At 39.4% G+C, this 19,381-nt stretch carries 19 protein-coding genes and 2 pseudogenes; 8 read left to right on the top strand and 13 right to left on the bottom strand.

Annotated elements, in window-relative coordinates:
- Positions 1 to 213 precede the first annotated feature (213 nt).
- The 4 genes and pseudogenes from BN3912_RS08235 to BN3912_RS08220 all read left to right on the top strand — a co-directional run bounded on the left by BN3912_RS08235 (position 214) and on the right by BN3912_RS08220 (position 3,513).
- Complete coding sequence (locus tag BN3912_RS08235) at positions 214 to 1,194, top strand: toprim domain-containing protein (protein WP_023983096.1); 981 nt, start codon at positions 214 to 216, stop codon at positions 1,192 to 1,194.
- A 4-nt stretch (positions 1,195 to 1,198) separates the two neighbouring features.
- Positions 1,199 to 1,647: pseudogene (locus BN3912_RS08230) on the top strand (DUF3408 domain-containing protein).
- 383 nt (positions 1,648 to 2,030) lie between these two features.
- Entirely contained in the window at positions 2,031 to 2,462 is a 432-nt protein-coding gene (locus BN3912_RS08225; protein ID WP_023983094.1) for a plasmid mobilization protein, read from the top strand.
- Positions 2,446 to 3,513 (top strand): relaxase/mobilization nuclease domain-containing protein, encoded by a 1,068-nt coding sequence (locus tag BN3912_RS08220; protein WP_023983093.1) that lies wholly within the window; start codon positions 2,446 to 2,448, stop codon positions 3,511 to 3,513. The genes BN3912_RS08225 and BN3912_RS08220 overlap by 17 nt, the downstream gene beginning before the upstream one ends.
- A 364-nt stretch (positions 3,514 to 3,877) precedes the next feature.
- On the opposite strand, the gene BN3912_RS08215 is transcribed toward BN3912_RS08220, so the two are convergent.
- On the bottom strand, positions 3,878 to 4,855 hold the full coding sequence (locus BN3912_RS08215) for an ROK family protein (protein WP_023983092.1): 978 nt from the start codon (positions 4,853 to 4,855) through the stop codon (positions 3,878 to 3,880).
- Positions 4,856 to 5,009: 154 nt separating this feature from the next.
- On the opposite strand from BN3912_RS08215, the gene BN3912_RS08210 reads away from it, so the two are divergent.
- The 4 genes from BN3912_RS08210 (at position 5,010) to BN3912_RS08195 (ending at position 8,912) form a co-directional block, all read left to right on the top strand.
- The gene (locus tag BN3912_RS08210; RefSeq protein ID WP_004370511.1) at positions 5,010 to 5,678 is read left to right on the top strand and encodes a LysE family translocator; all 669 of its coding nucleotides are present in this window, start codon (positions 5,010 to 5,012) and stop codon (positions 5,676 to 5,678) included.
- A gap of 81 nt (positions 5,679 to 5,759) precedes the next feature.
- Positions 5,760 to 6,308: a DUF4924 family protein gene (locus BN3912_RS08205; protein WP_023983091.1), complete on the top strand. Its 549-nt coding sequence runs from the start codon at positions 5,760 to 5,762 to the stop codon at positions 6,306 to 6,308.
- Positions 6,309 to 6,459: 151 nt separating this feature from the next.
- On the top strand, positions 6,460 to 7,314 hold the full coding sequence (gene rfbD, locus BN3912_RS08200) for a dTDP-4-dehydrorhamnose reductase (RefSeq protein ID WP_023983090.1): 855 nt from the start codon (positions 6,460 to 6,462) through the stop codon (positions 7,312 to 7,314).
- Between the two features lie 32 nt (positions 7,315 to 7,346).
- Positions 7,347 to 8,912 (top strand): peptide chain release factor 3, encoded by a 1,566-nt coding sequence (locus BN3912_RS08195; RefSeq protein WP_023983089.1) that lies wholly within the window; start codon positions 7,347 to 7,349, stop codon positions 8,910 to 8,912.
- A 61-nt stretch (positions 8,913 to 8,973) separates the two neighbouring features.
- Here the strand turns inward: BN3912_RS08195 and BN3912_RS08190 are convergent, their stop codons facing one another.
- The 12 genes and pseudogenes from BN3912_RS08190 to ftsY form a co-directional block, all read right to left on the bottom strand.
- On the bottom strand, positions 8,974 to 9,573 hold the full coding sequence (locus BN3912_RS08190) for a UpxY family transcription antiterminator (protein ID WP_023983088.1): 600 nt from the start codon (positions 9,571 to 9,573) through the stop codon (positions 8,974 to 8,976).
- 173 nt (positions 9,574 to 9,746) lie between these two features.
- Positions 9,747 to 10,310, bottom strand: a complete 564-nt coding sequence (locus BN3912_RS08185) for an anthranilate synthase component II (RefSeq protein ID WP_023983087.1) — start codon at positions 10,308 to 10,310, stop codon at positions 9,747 to 9,749.
- Between the two features lie 203 nt (positions 10,311 to 10,513).
- Positions 10,514 to 11,203, bottom strand: coding sequence for a phosphoribosylanthranilate isomerase (locus tag BN3912_RS08180; RefSeq protein ID WP_023983086.1), 690 nt, complete (start codon positions 11,201 to 11,203; stop codon positions 10,514 to 10,516).
- 46 nt (positions 11,204 to 11,249) lie between these two features.
- Positions 11,250 to 11,408: a hypothetical protein gene (locus BN3912_RS12190; protein ID WP_154665150.1), complete on the bottom strand. Its 159-nt coding sequence runs from the start codon at positions 11,406 to 11,408 to the stop codon at positions 11,250 to 11,252.
- Between the two features lie 273 nt (positions 11,409 to 11,681).
- The gene (locus BN3912_RS11980; protein ID WP_004370499.1) at positions 11,682 to 11,840 is read right to left on the bottom strand and encodes a DUF4295 domain-containing protein; all 159 of its coding nucleotides are present in this window, start codon (positions 11,838 to 11,840) and stop codon (positions 11,682 to 11,684) included.
- A gap of 18 nt (positions 11,841 to 11,858) precedes the next feature.
- Positions 11,859 to 12,047 carry a 50S ribosomal protein L33 gene (rpmG, locus tag BN3912_RS08175; protein WP_004370497.1) on the bottom strand — a complete coding sequence of 63 codons (189 nt, stop codon included), beginning with the start codon at positions 12,045 to 12,047 and terminating at the stop codon, positions 11,859 to 11,861.
- 5 nt (positions 12,048 to 12,052) lie between these two features.
- Positions 12,053 to 12,316 carry a 50S ribosomal protein L28 gene (gene rpmB, locus BN3912_RS08170; RefSeq protein ID WP_004370495.1) on the bottom strand — a complete coding sequence of 88 codons (264 nt, stop codon included), beginning with the start codon at positions 12,314 to 12,316 and terminating at the stop codon, positions 12,053 to 12,055.
- Between the two features lie 560 nt (positions 12,317 to 12,876).
- Positions 12,877 to 15,283, bottom strand: a pseudogene (locus BN3912_RS08165) (glycoside hydrolase family 2 TIM barrel-domain containing protein).
- A 77-nt stretch (positions 15,284 to 15,360) separates the two neighbouring features.
- Positions 15,361 to 16,680 (bottom strand): HU family DNA-binding protein, encoded by a 1,320-nt coding sequence (locus BN3912_RS08160; protein WP_382283205.1) that lies wholly within the window; start codon positions 16,678 to 16,680, stop codon positions 15,361 to 15,363.
- On the bottom strand, positions 16,673 to 16,966 hold the full coding sequence (locus BN3912_RS08155; RefSeq protein ID WP_004370489.1) for an HU family DNA-binding protein: 294 nt from the start codon (positions 16,964 to 16,966) through the stop codon (positions 16,673 to 16,675). Before BN3912_RS08155 ends, BN3912_RS08160 begins: the two co-directional genes overlap by 8 nt.
- A gap of 14 nt (positions 16,967 to 16,980) precedes the next feature.
- On the bottom strand, positions 16,981 to 18,279 hold the full coding sequence (gene rimO / locus BN3912_RS08150; protein ID WP_023983082.1) for a 30S ribosomal protein S12 methylthiotransferase RimO: 1,299 nt from the start codon (positions 18,277 to 18,279) through the stop codon (positions 16,981 to 16,983).
- Entirely contained in the window at positions 18,280 to 19,233 is a 954-nt protein-coding gene (gene ftsY / locus BN3912_RS08145; protein ID WP_023983081.1) for a signal recognition particle-docking protein FtsY, read from the bottom strand.
- Between the last annotated feature and the right edge of the window lie 148 nt (positions 19,234 to 19,381).

Raw genomic sequence — 19,381 nt, 5'->3', positions numbered from 1 at the left:
ATGTAGTAGTATGTGTAGTATCTCCACATACTACTAACTATTGCTGATTATCAATTACTTATATTAAAATAGTATGTAGTAAGAAGAAAGGTAAAAAAGTTTGGAGGGGAAAACTTCGGAAAAGAGAATTTTATTCAAACAACATTCAAATATCATTCAAACCAACCATTATTATTCAAATAAGAATTATCCAACCATTTAAAGTTTATGACAATGACAGAAGAAGATTTATCACTCATCAAGCGATATCCCATTGTGGCGTATCTTGAAAGGAAAGGCATCAAGCCAGTACGCAGGACACCTGCCTATGCCCTGTACCGTTCACCACTTCGTGAAGAAACACATCCGAGTTTCAAGGTGGACACGCAGAAGAATCTTTGGATAGACTATGCCGAAGGCAGGGGTGGAAGCATCATCGACCTCTGTATGCGATTGGAGGGCTGCACGCTGTCGGAAGCCATCTGCCGTTTGGGGCAGACCACTTCCTTTGATACAACGTGCAACAATGTCGAACCCTCAAAGGAAAAGGCATACAGCAGCAATGGCAGTATCAGACTGCCAAAAGAGAAAATGGTAAACGGGGTAAGGAGATTAATAGATGTATCAGACACTTTGCCGCCACCTTTGCAGGAGTATCTTACAAATGAGCGCTGCATCAATTTGGAAAAGGCATTGCCCTTTCTCAAATGTATCAGCTATGAGGTAAGGGGAAGAAGATACGAAGCCATAGGCTTTGCCAACCTCTCGGGCGGCTATGAACTTCGGGACGACAAGACGTTCAAAGGAACGATTGCCCCAAAGAACATCACTCCGATATTTGAGAACAAAGCGCAGCCCGTCTGTCTGTTTGAGGGATTTATGGACTTTCTCTCTTTCCTTTCAATGAAAGAAGAAGTAAATAACTACTGCCTTGTGATGAACTCCGTAAGCAATGTGGCAAGGACAGTTCACTATCTAAACGCCCACAATCTAACTCATATTCAGGCTTTCCTTGATAACGACGACGCGGGGCGGAGAGCAATACAAGAGCTGATAAAGGCAGGCTTTAATGTCGAGGATATGTCCCGATATTACAAGAACTTTAAAGACCTCAACGAGTATCATGTCAGCCGTGTTCGTGAGCAACAGAAAAAGCTGGAGAAAGCTCCAAAAACAAACAATAAACCCAAACAAGTCAAACTAAAAATACGATAGAGCAATGAAAAAGATAAAAGCAAGCAGAGAGGAGATAGACCAATCCATAAAAGACGCGTTCAACATGAACAGACAGGAAAGTAATGAAAGGACAGAAAGGAGAAGTCTTACATACTACTTGGGAGATACAGAAGACGAGGTGGAAGAACAACCACAGGCAAAAGCTCCATCAAAGGAAACAGATTGCCGAGAAGTAATAGTTTCCGAGCCATCCGAACCTACACTGCACACAGAGAATGCAACCGTTCAACGGCGTATCAGTGCCAAGATGAGACGGGGAACGCTCGAAGCCTATAAACAGACTTTCCTTGTTCCTACAAAGTTGAACGACCGAAAGGCGGTTTATCTGAGCAGGGCGACAGGGGCAGCAACCTTTCAAGTTTTGTGGAGAACCTCGTGTGCACGCATTTGGAGGAATACGGTGAGGACATAGAGAAATGGAGAAAGCTGTAAACCGCAGGAAAAGGGACGAGGAAGGAATTTCAAAAGATTTATTTCCCGCTCTAATCCTACTATCGCATTAAAATATGATGTCATATTCTCGTAAATGAGACGTCATATTTGGGCAAATATGACATCATATTTTTAGCAAGCAGACATCTGAATGATGAGAACACCACGAACACAGTTAAACACAGAATGCACGGCATTCACTTTTCGGCTGCAAAACGCCTCGTGCGTAAATGGTCTTATCACTGACATTGCAAGACGTCAGTTTGTACCCACAAACTGCGCTTGCTCCCCTTGTCAGACTATCGGGGAGGTTAGACCGTAATCACTCCGTTCTCATCGGTCAGCCATCAGGAATTAAGAAATAACGAAAAGAGGACTTTTATATGAACAGATACAATAGCAAGACTGCCCGATGGCAGCAGCAGGAGAAGAAAGAACAGCGGATGAACAAAACGGAGTTCATCAAGGTAAGATGCACCTTAGAGGAAAAGCAGCGAATTAAATCAAAGGCAGAAAGCACAGGCCGGAAGTTCTCAGATTACTGCCGTGAGATACTCCTTAATGGTGAGGTAATTGCCATTCCTAAGATGACGGACAATGAAAAGGAAGCCATAGAGGTGTTGAGACGAACGGCCTACTTCTTTACACATGTTTCCAACCTTATCAAGGTAAAGGATGATGCGTGGGTACTGATTACTCAAAGCCTTTCCTATTTGGCAAGGGAAGCATTTAAGCGTTTCTTTAATCCCAAATACCGTATTGAGGAAAGGGCAATTAAACTCTTAAATCTGATGGAGAATGATAGGAAAATGTAAAGCTATCGCGCATGGTAACAATGCACTGGAATATATTTTTAGAGAGGGAAAACTCGGTAAAACGCTTCTCTTTTACAATCTCTGCGGCACTACGCCAAAGGAGATTTACGAGGAAATGAAGATGGTCAGCGATTACAACAGCCGTTGCAGGAACAAGTTTCTCCGTATCGAAATAGGCATCGCACCTCAGGACGAGAAAAAGCTGCCTGTGTCCGAACTTATGTGGATAGCCCATTTGTTTGCCAAGCGAATGGGACTTGACAACTACCAATGGGTGGCAGTAACGCACAAGGATACCGACAACAGGCACATTCACATCATCGCCAATCGCATCAGCCTGTACGGAGAAATCTATGATACCACCTTTGTGAGCAACAAGGCAGCAAGGGTGGCGGAGGAAATCAGCATGGAGAAAAGTTTGACTATTGCAAAGGAAGTTAAGGCGGAAAGGAAACACCAAAAGGCAAAAGTCAACCCAACGAGAGAGCAAACAAAACAGCAGGTGCAGCAAATCTGTTATACTTTACTCGACAAATACAAGGACAGTGGCATATCTGGACATTCCATGTTTCTCTATGACCTTAGCAAGAGTGGCATTACCATTGACCGCATGAAGAACAAGCAGGGCAAGGTATATGGCTTGAAGTTCTCATTCAGCGGACAATCGTTCAAAGCTTCCGAAATCGGCAGGGAGTTCGGTTACCGTTCCTTGCAGAAGAACTTTGAGATAAGCAACAAGACAGAACCAAAGAAAGCAACGACAATGGCAGACGAGCCGGCAAAGAACAACGCTCAATCCGATAGAGGCTATCAACTTGTTCCTCCCAGCCGCTCCTATATACCATCTGCCAACACAAATGAAAGTTCATCTATTGCACAAGCCGTAGGCAATGTGGCAAGTACTGCCATAAATGCAGCCGAAGAAATCATTTTCGGAGCAGGCGGGTTAATCAATCCGCAGACACACGGCAACGATTATGCCGAGACAGCATGGCAGCACAGGCTCAGAAACCAAGCCAAGAAAAAGAAGAAAAGAGGAAGAGGATTATAATCATTATCCTCATTTTTTAATCTTCCCAAACAACAGATGATGCAAAAGAAAGAAAAACTCATCAAAACGCTTGTTATTCAAAGCAAATTATTATCTTTGCAAATAGAATAACAAGCGTTCTTTGTTAATGCAGAAACTTGCGACTAAAAGTACTTCACTCGTTTCCAAATCGTTACCTGTTTAGTTTATGCAATAAGGTAACTTCTTTATTTTCAATTAGATATATTTTAAGAATTATCTTACGCGGTAAAATTGATTTTTGATTTAAGGAATATACAAGATATGAAAAAACATAACAAAAAAAGATGTAACGAGTATCCGCTCATTACACCTTTTATTTTTTCAGAAAATTATTGTTCTTCTTTTAAAGCTCCCACCCCACAGCAGAAGCACCCAAAACTGCAGCTGAGGAACCATCAAGACCGCTGACAAGGAATTTTGCCTTGCCTCTGAAGATATTAAGAACATGTTTGTCATAACTCTCTTTCAAAGGGTTCATTAATAAATCACCTGCTTTTGTCAGTCCTCCAAAGAAGATAAAAGCCTCAGGAGATGAAAATGCAGCGAAATCTGCACACGCCTCTCCAAGAAGTTCACCTGTAAATTCATAAACTCGTTGTGCCAATTTATCACCTTTGCCTGCGGCAATCGACACATCTAGAGATGTGATATCCTCGGGATTCATTTCGCGAAGTATAGAGGGTTCTTCCGTTGTTTGGAGGAATTCACGTGCCGTACGCGCTACTCCTGTTGCTGAGCAATATGCTTCAAGGCATCCATCTCTTCCACATCCACATGAACGACCGTTCTCACGGCGGATGATAGTATGCCCGAGTTCTCCGGCAAATCCGTCACTTCCGTATACCAGTTGACCGTTGACAACGATTCCAGAACCTACACCGGTACCAAGAGTTATCATGATAAAATTCTTCATTCCTCGAGCTACTCCATAAGTCATTTCGCCGATAGCGGCTGCATTTGCATCGTTGGTAAGAGCAACTGGAATATTCAGCTTCTTAGAAAAAAGATCAGCTAACGGCACAATACCGCTATGTCCCCAACTAAGGTTTGGAGCAAACTCGATAGTTCCAGTGTAGTAATTGCCATTAGGAGCGCCGATACCCATTGCTTTAATATTTTGGATACCCCCTACTTGATCAATAATAATATGTAAAGCATCTATAGAAGCATCTACATATTCGTTTACATTCTCGTACCCTTGCGTTTTGATTGCCGTAGTGGCCTTAATCTCCCCCCGGCTATCAACAATGCCAAAAACCGAGTTCGTGCCACCTAAATCCAAACCTATAACATACGGTTTCAATGTTTCTTGAACATCCATGTTTTTCTTTTTATTTTTAAGTTAATAATATATTATTCAGATAAATTTAAAACATGTATTTATCGGAACAAAGGTATTAAAAAACTCCTATAGAGCAAACTTTTAAAAAGAAAATTTGCCTATATCGCATAATTTTTGCAATTTTGCACCCGATATGCCGTTTGAATTTCATATTGACATAATAGATTTGGTGCTAAAAGGTTTGCTTATTGGTATTTTAGCCTCGGCACCGATGGGGCCTGTTGGTATTCTTTGTGTGCAACGCACGTTGAACAAAGGCAGATGGTACGGCTTTGTTACAGGGATAGGTGCTTCGATCAGTGATATTATTTATGCACTTATTACAGGTCTCGGCATGAGTTTCGTGATGAATCTTGTAAACGATCCTCAAACTCAGTTTATCTTAAATATATCTGGAAGTATCATTCTGCTGTTTTTTGGAATACACTGTTTTAGAAGCAATCCTACAAAGAATATGCACATTAGCGGTACAAAAAAAGGTTCGTATTTTTATAATGGACTCACCGCCTTTTGGGTAACTTTTCTCAATCCACTTATTATCTTCTTATTCATGGCACTCTTCGCTCAGCTTACTTTTGTCATTCCGAACCATCCGCTCGAAATGTCGATAGGGTATCTGAGCATTATTATTGGAGCATTATTGTGGTGGTTCGGGCTTACATGGTTTATCAATAAGATTAAAGGCAAATTTGATGAGAATGGTATTCTATTAATCAATAAGGTTATTGGTAGCTTAGTCATACTATTTTCATTGGTTATTCTTATAGGAACTGTATTCAATCTCTACTCTATACATTACTGACAAAAGTGGTGAATGCTTTTGTAAATCTCGTCAACATTATATACCTTATTTACATATTCCCTATTGTATTAAATTGATAATATGTTTATAGCACAGGAATTAAGAAGGAAAAGTATCGCAGAATATCTGCTTTATATGTGGCAGACCGAAGACTTGATCAGAGCATATGGATGCTCTTTATCACGCATTCGTCACGAATATATCGATAAGTTCGACTATACCAAAGAGCAAAAAGAGGAACTTGCTGACTGGTATGGGAATCTTGTTCGCATGATGAATCAAGAAGGTAAGCGTGAAAACGGACATCTTCAGATCAACGAAATCATCGTCCAAGACATGATGGATTTACATGCCCATCTGCTCCAAAGTTCTAAATTTCCATTCTATAATGCAGAATATTTCAAGGTGTTGCCTTTCATTGTTGAACTCCGTAATAAAGGAGATAAGAAAAATAATGAGATAGAAACTTGTCTTGATGCTTTGTATGGTGTAATGATACTTCGACTTAAAAGGAAAGAGATTACTCCAGAAACAACACATGCTGTACAGGAGATTACCACTTTTATAGGCATGCTCTCCGACTATTATATCAAAGATAAGACAGAAGGATTGGAATTTGAGGACGAATAAAGGGCCACTTCTGGCTTTTCAATCGGAGAATTGTATATCATAAATAGAGGGTAGAAAATTCTTTTCACAAAAACATAATATAAATATATTAATAATATAGAGCTTTTAAAAGCCACTCCTTTTGGGAAAGAGATGAAGGAAAATTGATTATATGAACGTATTAATTACAGGTTGTAATGGCCAGTTAGGCAATGAGATACAACTACTCGAAAAAGAAAATGTTCAATGCCAGTGGTTCAATACAGATGTTTCTGAACTTGATATTACGAATGCTGAAGATATAGAACATTACGTTCAGCAACACCGAATCGATGGTATTGTTAACTGTGCTGCTTATACGGCAGTAGACAAAGCAGAAAGCAATCGTCAGCTATGCAGAGCTCTGAATGCAGAAGCTCCAGCATATTTGGCAGCAGCAATAGAAAAGCGCGACGGCTGGTTGATACAAATAAGTACGGATTATGTGTTCGATGGTACCCAACATACGCCTTATGTAGAGACCGATACACCATGCCCAAATAGCGTGTACGGCAAAACAAAACTCGTAGGCGAGACAGCTATCCGTAAAATTTGCAAGAAAACCATGATTATCCGTACGGCATGGCTCTACTCCACATTCGGTAATAATTTTGTAAAAACCATGATCAAACTTGGTAAAGAGAAAACGGAAATGGGCGTTATTTTCGATCAGATTGGTACGCCGACTTATGCTGCCGACCTTGCCAAAGTTATTATGACAGCTATCAATCAAGGCATTGTACCGGGAACTTACCACTTTTCTAATGAAGGAGTTATCAGTTGGTACGATTTTGCTAAGGCTATTCATCGCATCAAAGGCATCACTACTTGTCATGTAAAACCTCTGCACACAGCAGAATATCCCACTCCTGCCAAGAGACCACATTATAGTGTATTGGACAAAACAAAGTTGAAACAAACATATGGTATAGAAATTCCATATTGGGAAGAATCTCTTGAGCGCTGTATCGCAAAGATGGAGCTCTAAGATTTTCGGCCGATAGTAATAATAAAAGATAAATGAACGAAATACAAAGACGTCGCACTTTTGCAATTATCTCACACCCTGATGCGGGTAAAACTACCCTTACAGAGAAGTTTTTACTCTTCGGGGGGCAAATACAAGTTGCCGGTGCGGTAAAAAGCAATAAAATACGCAAGACTGCGACGAGTGATTGGATGGATATAGAAAAGCAGCGTGGTATCTCTGTGTCTACTTCTGTTATGGAATTCGATTACGAAGGATACAAAGTAAATATACTCGACACGCCCGGTCACCAAGACTTTGCTGAAGACACTTACCGCACACTAACAGCCGTAGACTCGGCTATTATCGTGGTAGACTCGGCAAAAGGAGTGGAAACACAGACGCGCAAATTAATGGAGGTTTGTCGCATGCGCAACACGCCGGTTATTATTTTCATAAATAAAATGGACCGCGAAGGACGTGATCCATTCGATTTACTCGACGAATTGGAACAAGAATTGCAAATTAAAGTGCGTCCGCTGTCGTGGCCAATCGGGCAAGGAATGCGATTTAAGGGGGTGTATAATATTTATGAAAAGCAATTGAATTTGTTCACCCCTAACAAACAACGAGTAACAGAAAAGATTTCTGTAGATATAAATAGCACGCAACTTGATGAGCATGTAGGGGAACGTGAGGCCAAACAACTACGCAACGACCTTGAACTTATAGACGGTGTGTATTCCGAATTCGAAGTAGATAGTTATCGTTCTGCCGAAGTAGCACCAGTATTTTTCGGCAGTGCACTTAATAATTTCGGCGTACAGGAATTGCTTGACTGTTTCGTTAAAATAGCTCCACCGCCCCAACCAACGCAGGCAGAAGAACGTGAGGTACTCCCTACAGAGCATAAATTCTCGGGGTTTATTTTCAAAATTACGGCAAACATCGATCCCAACCATCGCTCCTGTATCGCTTTCTGTAAAGTATGTAGTGGAAAATTTGTTCGTAATCAACCTTATCTACATGTACGAATGGATAAAACCGTACGCTTCTCATCCCCCACTCAATTCATGGCTCAACGCAAAAGCACGATCGAGGAGGCATACCCGGGAGATATCGTTGGATTACCTGACAACGGCATTTTCAAGATTGGCGACACATTGACCGAAGGCGAAAAAATACATTTCCGTGGGCTACCTTCGTTTTCTCCGGAGATGTTTAAATATATAGAGAATGATGATCCGATGAAAGCGAAACAGTTGAACAAAGGTATCGAACAACTCATGGACGAGGGGGTGGCACAATTATTTGTAAACCAATTCAACAACCGAAAGATCATTGGTACTGTGGGACAGTTGCAGTTTGAAGTAATACAATACCGGCTCGAAAACGAATATAATGCTAAATGCCGTTGGGAGTCAGTGCATTTGTACAAAGCATGTTGGATAGAAGCCGAAGAACCTGCAGAGCTCGACAATTTCAAGAAGCGTAAGTATCAATATATGGCGAAAGACCGTGATGGCCGAGATGTATTTCTTGCCGATTCGAGCTACGTACTGCAAATGGCGCAACAAGACTTCAAACACATCAAATTTCACTTCACTTCAGAATTTTAATATAATTTCAGCCTTTTATTTATTCCATAATTAAGAATGATAAAAGGTTGAAATACTTTCATTAAAATTCATTCAACGGTTTACAGCACCAACGCGAAACTTTCAACATGACTCCCATTCCGGGAACTTCTTTTAAAAGAAAATACTTTTTGTTACTACGCACTAACCTGCCTGTCATTCCTCTTAAAGGCCCATGCTGCACAGTAACAGGTGTACCTACCTTAAGCTTGGCCTCAGCTTCAGAAAGATACTTTCGCATCAGAATATCCGGATTGCACATGGTTTGAAACTCGAACATCTGTCGGGCAGGTATTTCATAATAATCGGTGTGCACATTATCTTTTCGGATAACGGAAAGACGATATGGCATGTCGGTAAGGATATTCCTAATTTCTTGTTCCGTTTTCGTTTTTTTTAGAAACAGCAAATTATGTATTACAGGGCGCAACTTAAATTGGAGTATTTGTCCTTCAGTATTTATATCCACATATTCCATCGGAATAAAACATTCCAACTGAAGTGCTTTAAGAGCCTCGCTCACACCCTTCTGACAAGAATTAAACAATCGAATAGCATACCAAGGACATTCATCTTCGCAGTTCGTTCCGTAGACTTTATGCTGCAACGATATATTTAAATCATGTGCATTATCGATATTCATTAAGCGATTTTTATTTATCTTAAGCTACAAAAATACTAATTTTGTAATAATTTTCCAAATCGAAATGGCTCTTTTGTCTCATCAAAATATATTTTCTCCCAAATACTTATATGAATAGGAATAATCTGTTATCACGGTCATCTCCTGCATCTTTACAAAATGAATAATATCTATTACAAGGATAACCAGTTTTGCATAATTATGCGTCCATTAGGAGTAAGAACACTTTCCGGATGGAATTGTATGCCATGAATATTATAATGTCGGTGGCGGAGTCCCATAATTTGACCGTTATCATCAATAGCCGTTACCTCAAGACATTCGGGAAAACCAGAACGTTCAACCACCCAGCTATGATAACGCCCCATTTCTATATGCTTTGGCAAGCCGCGGAAGATAGGATCGTTACCAAATTGTATTCCTTTGGTAACCACTCCATGATATACATGGTTGAGATTTATGAGTCTTGCCCCAAATGCCTCACCAACAGCTTGGTGCCCAAGACATACGCCAAAAATAGGCTTTTGCCCGGCATAAGTTTTAATAATATCAAATAACAGTCTCACTTCCGAAGGGATACCCGGTCCGGGACTAAGAATAATTTTATCAAAGCAATCCAACTGGTTAAGCGTAAGTTTATCATTACGGAAGACAGTTACGTCCGCTCTAAGTTCTTTTACAAGATGTGAAAGATTGTATGTAAATGAATCATAATTATCGATGATAGCTATTTTCATATCTTTCCTGTCATTTTAATTACTTTCATTAAAACACCCAATTCTATATTAGACTCCTTAAGTTTTGTCGTTCTTCGCTCTTGGTTCCAACATCGCTCTCCTATTGAGCCCACCCTAACACGACTTATAGGATATTCCTGCTCAGAAATAAGCAAATAGCAACCTGCTGTCTTGTTTATCACCGAAAAGACCGTTTATCCTGTTCATCTACGTATTTCCTCAATAAATGTCCGTAGTTTATCTATATCTTTCATTCCGGGTTCGGTCTCGAATTTGCTATTTAAATTAACACCTGCAAATAATGGATGGCTAATACGTCTAAGACGTTCCGTATCTCTAAGACTGATACCTCCACCTAATAAGAACGGTATCTTGCCTTTATATTCATCGAGCAAGGCCAAATTGAATTGTTCATCACTACCGCCAGTCAATGACATTTTGGTATCAAATAGAAACATATCTACTATTCCTTCATACTCTTTATACCCCTCAATATCATCTTTCGACCTTATCGACAAAGTTTTTATTATCTTTATATTGTTTTTTATATCGGGAACAAGCGTACTGCGCAGGTTTTCCATCATAATTCTGCTTTCAGAACCGTGCAGTTGGATATAATCTAAATCATAATTATATACACGTGTTACAATGTTCTGTGGCATATCATCAACAAAAACTCCTACACGTTCAGGACGCTCAGGGGGCACACTTTTATTCTGCCTTTTTGCCAATCGTTCTTCACTGTAATCGGGAATAGTACCGGCACTCGATGATATCATCTGTACATAACGCGGACTCCCTTTCCAAAAGATAAAACCTATCATATCTGCTCCCAAATCGGATACGGCGCGAATATTATCGGCATCTCGCATGCCACATACCTTTATTTTCATATCGTTTCTATAGATTTCTTCAATTTTTTATTAAGATTATCTGTTTTCATAAAATGAGCTCTTGTTGGAGCATACTTGCCATTCTGAGGTTATTGGCAACCAACTTTTCTGAATACTCTTTCTTGGTGATGTTGGCAAGTGCCCGTTTAGTATCCTCACGGATAAATCCCTCATGATTTAGCGCCCGCTTTAAAACATATTTCATTGCCATGACTTCGTTCTATTGTACTATATTGATTTTCTTTAGACATAAAAAGGTCTGCCGCAAGAACGACAGACCTTTCGATATCTTCACATTATCTACATAGCTTCGCAATTCACGACTTATTCAATCTTGAGAATTCACACCACCATGTTGTAGATAATATATTTATCATATATTTATATTTTACTTCCTGTTGTAAGTATCATATCTTTCTTTTAAAGAACAAGCTTTCCTCAAAAGAAAAAGAAGATATATTTCGTCTTATTAAGACTATTAGTTCTTAAAGAAATCCTTTACCGCCTCATTCGGAACCATCTGCTCATCAAAAACATAAGCACCGGTCTTAGGACTTTTTACCATTTTTATTACTTTCGAGTATGCACGACCATCCGTAGAACCTTCATGGAGGGTAGCGACTGCTTTCTTTGCCATAATCTAAATCTCCTTTTATTACTTGATTTCCTTATGAAGTGTCATCTTCTTGAGGATGGGATTATACTTTTTTAATTCGAGACGTTCAGGAGTATTCTTGCGATTTTTCGTTGTTACATAACGGCTCGTTCCGGGCAAACCGCTATTCTTCATCTCGGTACATTCCAAGATTACCTGTACTCTATTTCCTTTAGCTTTCTTTGCCATAATGCTTATTCTCCTATAACTTTAATGTCTTTCCAGTCGCAATACCCCTTAGAAACGGCCTGCTTCAAAGCGGCATCAAGACCTACCTTATTAATAAGACGAAGACCAGCGGCACTGATCTTAAGGCTAATCCAGCACCCTTCTTCCACATAGTAGAATTTTTTGTTGAATAGATTCACATCAAAACTGCGTTTTGTACGGTGCTTTGAGTGAGATACATTGCAACCTATCTGTGCTTTTTTTCCTGTAATCTGACAAATCTTAGACATTTCTATCTTAATTTTTTGTTTTCTTTTTGATACTTATTCCAAACAGGGTGCAAAATTACGAATATTTCCGAAATATACAAAAATAATCATTAAAGAATATTTCTATTTAAGGATTTTTTTATTTTCATCTAAGTTCATCGTAAGTTTTACACATTAGAAGCATTCTTAGTAATATAATATACCAATAGTGGATAACAATATTTGATGTAAAACGTTTCCTGTATACAGGTACTTTTATATTTTTGTTATTTTGTTGTCATACTATCATGAAAGAAGAATATCATTGGCAACAAAGGGCTTGTAATAGCATTAAGGCTGATGACATGACGGTATGATTTCGTATAGACATGAGTTCTCTCTATTTTACATCTACTACATAACCCCTTTATGTCTATCTTGTACTAACGATATAGCATATTGGTATGTGGAGTGTTCTATTACGGTATAAAAGACGAATTTCTTGTTCGGGATATCCGACGCATTAATTTTTTATTCTGTTGCTGCCATTCCATCATGCTAAATATTGCTAATTATGAAATTAGCTAATAAAGGCTTGTATCTTATTCGGTCTTTATGCTCACTGATTTAGTAATCTTTTTGTTGACTGCATCTGTAATATTCACCTTTATTTTTCCTTTCTTCATGGAAGATTGTACAGCAATAACCAATTTACCATTAAAGAGTTTCATCTTTGGTTCTACAAATGATTGCAAATTTGTGGCATCTCCATTGCAAATACATTTGAAAGAACCTTGTCCTGACACCTTTACATTTAATTCATCTTGCGAAGTTGGAACTTCATTTCCGCTTTTGTCTATCATCGAAACTGTGATAAATGCAAGATCATTTCCATCAGCCTGAATGACATCGCGGTCTACATCAATCTTTAGAGCATGGGGAATTCCTGCGGTATAGATACGCTTCTCCCCTGCCTTATTACTATGAATATCGTACACAACAACTTTCAACTCTCCGGGTTCATATACAACATTATTCCAACATAAGCGGTATTTTGTAAGTCTGCCATCTCGACTCTTACTGATTCGTCCTTGACTTTTGCCGTTTACAAAAAGCTCTGCCGTAGGATAATCCGTATAGCAGAATACGGGTGTTATCTTGCCTATACGATCCGTCCAAGTCCAATGTGGTAACAAATGAATTGTATGTGCGTTCGTATTCCAAACAGATCTGTAAAGATAGTAACGATCTTTTGGGATACCTGCCAGATCGCATATACCGAAGTAACTGCTTCTTGAAGGCCAATACTCATCATAGGGTGTCGGTTCTCCCAAATAATCGAAGCCAGTCCATACGAACTGTCCGATAATCCACGGATGGTCTTGCATTGAAAAATCATCATCAGGCAAATTACTCCAACTGCAATATTCGGTATCGTAACTTGAGCATTGTCCATCGGAATATACTGCATTATCCGTTACCTTAACCGGAAATTTATAAACATTTCGCGAGCTAACTGTCGATGCTGTTTCTGTTCCCAAAAGGAAGCCCTGCGGTAACTTTCGTATATTATCATCATACTTGTGCACGCGATAATTAAAGCCCGGTACGTCCATTACCTGTGCAAATCCGGAAGCAAGCGCCTCATCTGGTCGATCCATACCTTGTGTTACCATTCGTGAAGGATCGAGGCTGTGGCATAAATCTTGTAGATGTTTAGAAATATCAATCCCTTCCTTGCTCCATTGCTCCGGAATTTCATTGCCAATACTCCACATGATGATGCAAGGATGGTTACGGTGATTTAATATTAAGTTCATAATATCTCTATCACTCCATTCTTTGAAGAAACGTGCATAACCATTTTTACATTTAGGATATACCCACATGTCGAAACTTTCTGCCATTACCATCATTCCCATTGAGTCGCATATTTCCATCTGCAATGAAGACGGCATGTTGTGAGCTGTTCTAATAGCATCGCATCCCATATCTTTAAGAATTCGTATCTGGCGAATAAGAGCGGCCTTGTTAACAGCGGCTCCAAGCGGCCCAAGATCATGATGTAAGCATACTCCCTTGATTTTTCTTGATGCTCCATTTAGCCGGAAACCATGTTCTTTTGTAATATCTATGATCCGTAGTCCGTAATTTAAAAGCTGCTCGTCATATAACAACATTAGGCTTCCCCTCTTTATCAGCAACCAATTTTACACGGACTTTATACAGATAAGGAGTCTCAGGAGACCACAGCTTGGGGTGGGTGACATGGAATATGATACGTCCTTCACCTTTTAAGTCTACCGGACAACTTTTTTGCACATGATATCCGTATTTATTAGTTATATCTACTACAAAACGGGAACCTTGGAGAAATTCCAAGGCTTTCATATCTATGGAAACTACAGCCTTCAGAGAATCGGCAGAAACAGTTCTGATATATGTTCCCCAAGTGTCTATCCGTGCCTTATCGGTAATTACCAATGTCACCGGCCTATATAATCCGCCTCCCGGATACCATCTGCTACTTTCCTCTATGTTTTTCAGATGTACCTCAATTAAATTATCTCCTTCATGTAAAAAAGGCGTAATGTTGAGCCGGAAAGCATTATATCCATACGCCCAATAGCCTGCTTTTTGCCCATTTACATAAACGGTAGGCTCACTCATTGCACCATCAAAACACAATGTAGCATGTCTGGATTTTAAATCTGTCTGCCGAAGGTGATAACGATATATACCCTCGCCTATCCATGGTAAGGCACCGGAACGTCCAGACTTTTCTGTCTTTTCCGTCTCTCCATTTTGCGTTATTGCTACATTTTGTAAATCCCATTTCTTGTCAAAAGGGCCTCTGATGGCCCAATCATGAGGTGTCTTCACCGTATACCAATGTACGTTATCGCGCGAAAATTCCCATGTTTTTAAATTGATTTCACGATGGTCTGCATAGGAAAATTGCACATATACACAAGTCAATAGTGCCGAAAGGAGTATTCTGAACAGCATAAAAGATGATCTTGAAAGTAATATACGAAAGGTGAAAATCTGTATATAAAAAGAAGTATTTGAATATGATACTTTCCTTATTTCTTTTTCTTCTTAAGTTTCAGTGCAGGAATTTTTAAAGTTTCTCCTTCTTTAAACTCTTTTTTTCCATTAACGGCTTCCACATAACATTCCATGCCCGGGCCTAAATTTGCATTACTGATAGAATATAAAGTCTGCCCTTTTCTCACTTTTATCTCTCTTTCAATGCCGATTATACGGTATGCACCGGTCTTTACACGCGGATCTTTATCATAATCGGGGAGCGTATTTACCGCCTTTTGAATTTGCATTTGCCTGTCTGCCCTATCAGCATTATTTTGATCAGCTTGACTATTTGGTTGACTTGCAGTATTTGTATGTTGTAAAAACTTTGTCTGTTTATCCTTTTGGATAACACTGTCTTTCATTAGCTTAGCTTCTACCACAGTTTTCTTTAATGGTGTAATAGCTGCTTTCCTATGTCCGATAAGAGGCCGTTGGGCGATTGTTGCTTCTAAATGTTCAATCCGATTGTCTCTTAAAGACAACATACGTCCTACATAGTAAGTACCTATACAACCCAAAAGAAGTAATACTATAATAACCGTCCCTAAGATTTTTACGAGTCTATTACTCCGTTGTAGTCGAATAAGTAAGATGTCATTGCCATCAGTGGAAGATATTTCCGTAGACGTATCATCTGAATTGTTCTCAACATTTGTCTGCGCATTACCAATAGAAATAGTTGCTTCTGACAAAGCATTTTCCGTCTCGCTCCTCTCCTCTTCTTTGTCTACGAAATCAGATGGCTGTAAACCTTTATCTTCTGTTTCTACTTTTTCATTTAGCATGTTTAGTTGGGTAGTATCAAGAGGAGCAATCACTTCTTTTTGGACATCTTCCACATTTTCTTGGCGATTGAACGTACCATCATCAATATGATTATCTTTTTCCTCTTGAGAGAGTTCCGTAACGTCAGAAAGCACAACATCCGCATTGCTCTCTTCCATATCATCTGCATGGAGCATATTGTACTTTTCATCGATTTCTGAAAAGTCTACATTATCATTCAGTACAACCGTTTCAAATTGGGAAAATGGTGTGTTCACCCGATCGCGCATAGATGTTTCTGGAGTAAAAGATATTTTATCACGTCCTTCTATTACAAAACGCTCTCCGGTGTTTACATTCACACTTTCACGAGGACTCACACTCATAACCTTAAATGTGCCCAAACCTTTAATCTTGACCTGCTTTTCGGTATGAAGAGCTTCGCTGATCACTTCGAACATTTGAGATACGAAATTATCTGCTTCCTTTTGTGAAAGACTATATTTCTTTTGGATAAAAGTCGATAGATACGAAATTTTATTCATCATCGTGCCCTCCATTCTTTAATTTCTCTTTAATAGAAGCTACTGGTCTAAAGGTTAAGACCAGTTTCGGAGGCACCATCATCCGTTGCCCCGTAGAAGGATTAACAACAACGCGCTCGGTACGTTTTTTCAGTTCGAACGTACCGAAACCACCAATATGTACATCTTCTCCATCATCAAAACTTATTCCAAACGCATCAATAATGCCACGTACAAGATTTTGGGTGTTCTCTTGCGTGTAACCGCTACGTTGTGAAAGCTCCGATATAAATTCCTTATTGTTCAAAATGTAATCGTTAATTATATTACTTCTGCATACATATCAAATTCCTCTGCTCCTGTAATTTGTACATTATAAAATGAACCAACATGGAGCATTTTGCCTTTAGTCGGTATCAATACTTCGGGATCAACTTCCGGAGAACAGAATTCTGTACGTGCAACATAATAGTTGCCTTCCTTGCGGTCTATAATTACTTTCATCTTACAGCCGATCTTTTCATCTTCAATCTCGGCGCTGATATCCTGTTGTATCTGCATTAGCTCATCAAGTCGCTGTTGCTTTACATCTTCAGGTACATCGTCCTTATAATTCAAGGCACTATATGTACCTTCTTCTTCTGAGTAGGCAAATGCACCCATACGTTCAAAGCGTGCCCATTTCACAAACTCTTTTAATTCTTCGAAGTCTTCTTCCGTTTCTCCCGGGAAGCCTACTAATAATGTCGTACGTATATATATATCAGGCACTTTTGTCCTGATAGCTTTAATTAGGTCTATCGTTTCCTGTTTACTTACATGCCTATGCATACGGGTAAGTATATGATCTGAGATATGTTGCAAAGCAATATCCAAGTACTTGCAGACGTTGGATTTTTCTTTCATCACATCGAGTAACTCCATCGGAAATTGGTTAGGATAAGCATAATGCAAGCGTATCCATTTCACTCCCTTTATATCTGCAATAGCACTAATGAGATCGGCAATGTGACGTTTGCCATCGATATCCACACCATAATACGTAAGTTCCTGCGCTATAATCTGAAACTCTTTCACTCCATTGGCTACCAGTTCCTCCACTTCTTGCAGTATTTCTGCCTTAGGTCGACTGACATGTTTTCCTGTGATAAGCGGAATGGCACAATAGGCGCAATGACGATCGCAGCCTTCTGCTATTTTCAAATAGGCGTAATGGCGTGGTGTAGTAAGATGGCGTTTACCTCCACATGCAATAATTTCCGCCTTTCCCAAATCACTCAATAACTGTTTATAGTTGAATTTGCCGTAAAATTTGTCGACTTCCGGTATCTCTTTCTCAAGTTCTTCTTTATATCTCTGCGACAAACATCCCATAACATAGAGTTTCTTAAGACGTCCTTCGCTCTTTGCAGCAACAAGTTCCAAAATCGTATTGATACTTTCTTCCTTGGCACTCTCTATAAAACCACATGTGTTTACAACCGCTATTTCGCCTTGCGGATTTTTACTATCGTGCACACAATGGTAGCCATTTACCTCGAATTGCTTCATCAGCAACTCACTGTCGACGAGGTTTTTCGAACATCCCATCGTGATAATATCGATCTGATTTTGCTTCATCTATTCATTGAATAAAGAATTTACAAACTGCCGATTATTAAATAGTTGTAAATCTTCAACTCCTTCACCGAGTCCAATGTATTTTACGGGAACTTTTAGTTGATCGCTAATACCGATAACCACACCGCCTTTAGCAGTTCCATCGAGTTTTGTGATCGCAAGAGAAGTAATTTGTGTAACTGCAGAAAACTGTTTTGCTTGTTCAAAGGCATTCTGTCCGGTGGAACCATCAAGCACCAACATAACCTCATCGGGCGCTTCAGGAAGCACTTTCTTCATGACATCCTTGATTTTCTTTAGCTCATTCATCAAGCCGATCTTGTTATGTAAACGCCCTGCAGTATCTATCAGCACAACATCGGCACCATTCGCTTTCGCCGACTGTAATGTGTCAAATGCTACAGAAGCCGGATCGCTCCCCATCTGTTGCCTGATTACGGGTACTCCAACACGGTCTCCCCATATCTGGATTTGCTCTACAGCAGCAGCTCTAAAAGTGTCTGCTGCACCAAGAAATACTTTCTTCCCTGCATTTTTAAACTGCCAAGCAAGTTTGCCTATAGTGGTGGTTTTTCCAACTCCATTCACTCCGACCACTAATATTACATAAGGTTTATGGTCAGATGGCAAATCCCAGTTATCATTATCTACGGTATGGTTTTCTGCAAGCAGCGAAGTAATCTCTTCTCTCAATATCCCATTCAATTCAGAAGTAGATACATACTTATCTTTTGCAACCCTTTCCTCGATACGGTGAATGATTTTTAATGTCGTATCTACACCGACATCCGATGTAATCAACACTTCTTCTAAATTGTCAAGCACATCATCATCAACGGTAGATTTACCAGCAATAGCTCTGCCCAACTTAGAAAACACACTCTGTTTGGTCTTTTCTAAACCTTGGTCAAGTGTCTCTTTTTCCTTTTTACTAAATAAACCGAAAATACCCATACTTCATTTTCTTTCTGCAAAAATACAAAGAATTTTGTAATTTTACTTGATATTCAAAAGAATATCTGCATATTTGGGATAGCAAACTACATTTTTCATCCATTTTATCGCATGTTTTTATTTTTATACACAGATATATTTAGTATCG

The organism is Prevotella phocaeensis, from assembly GCF_900065875.1.
GTDB lineage: Bacteria > Bacteroidota > Bacteroidia > Bacteroidales > Bacteroidaceae > Prevotella > Prevotella phocaeensis.
This window is presented reverse-complemented; position numbering and strand designations above follow the sequence as displayed.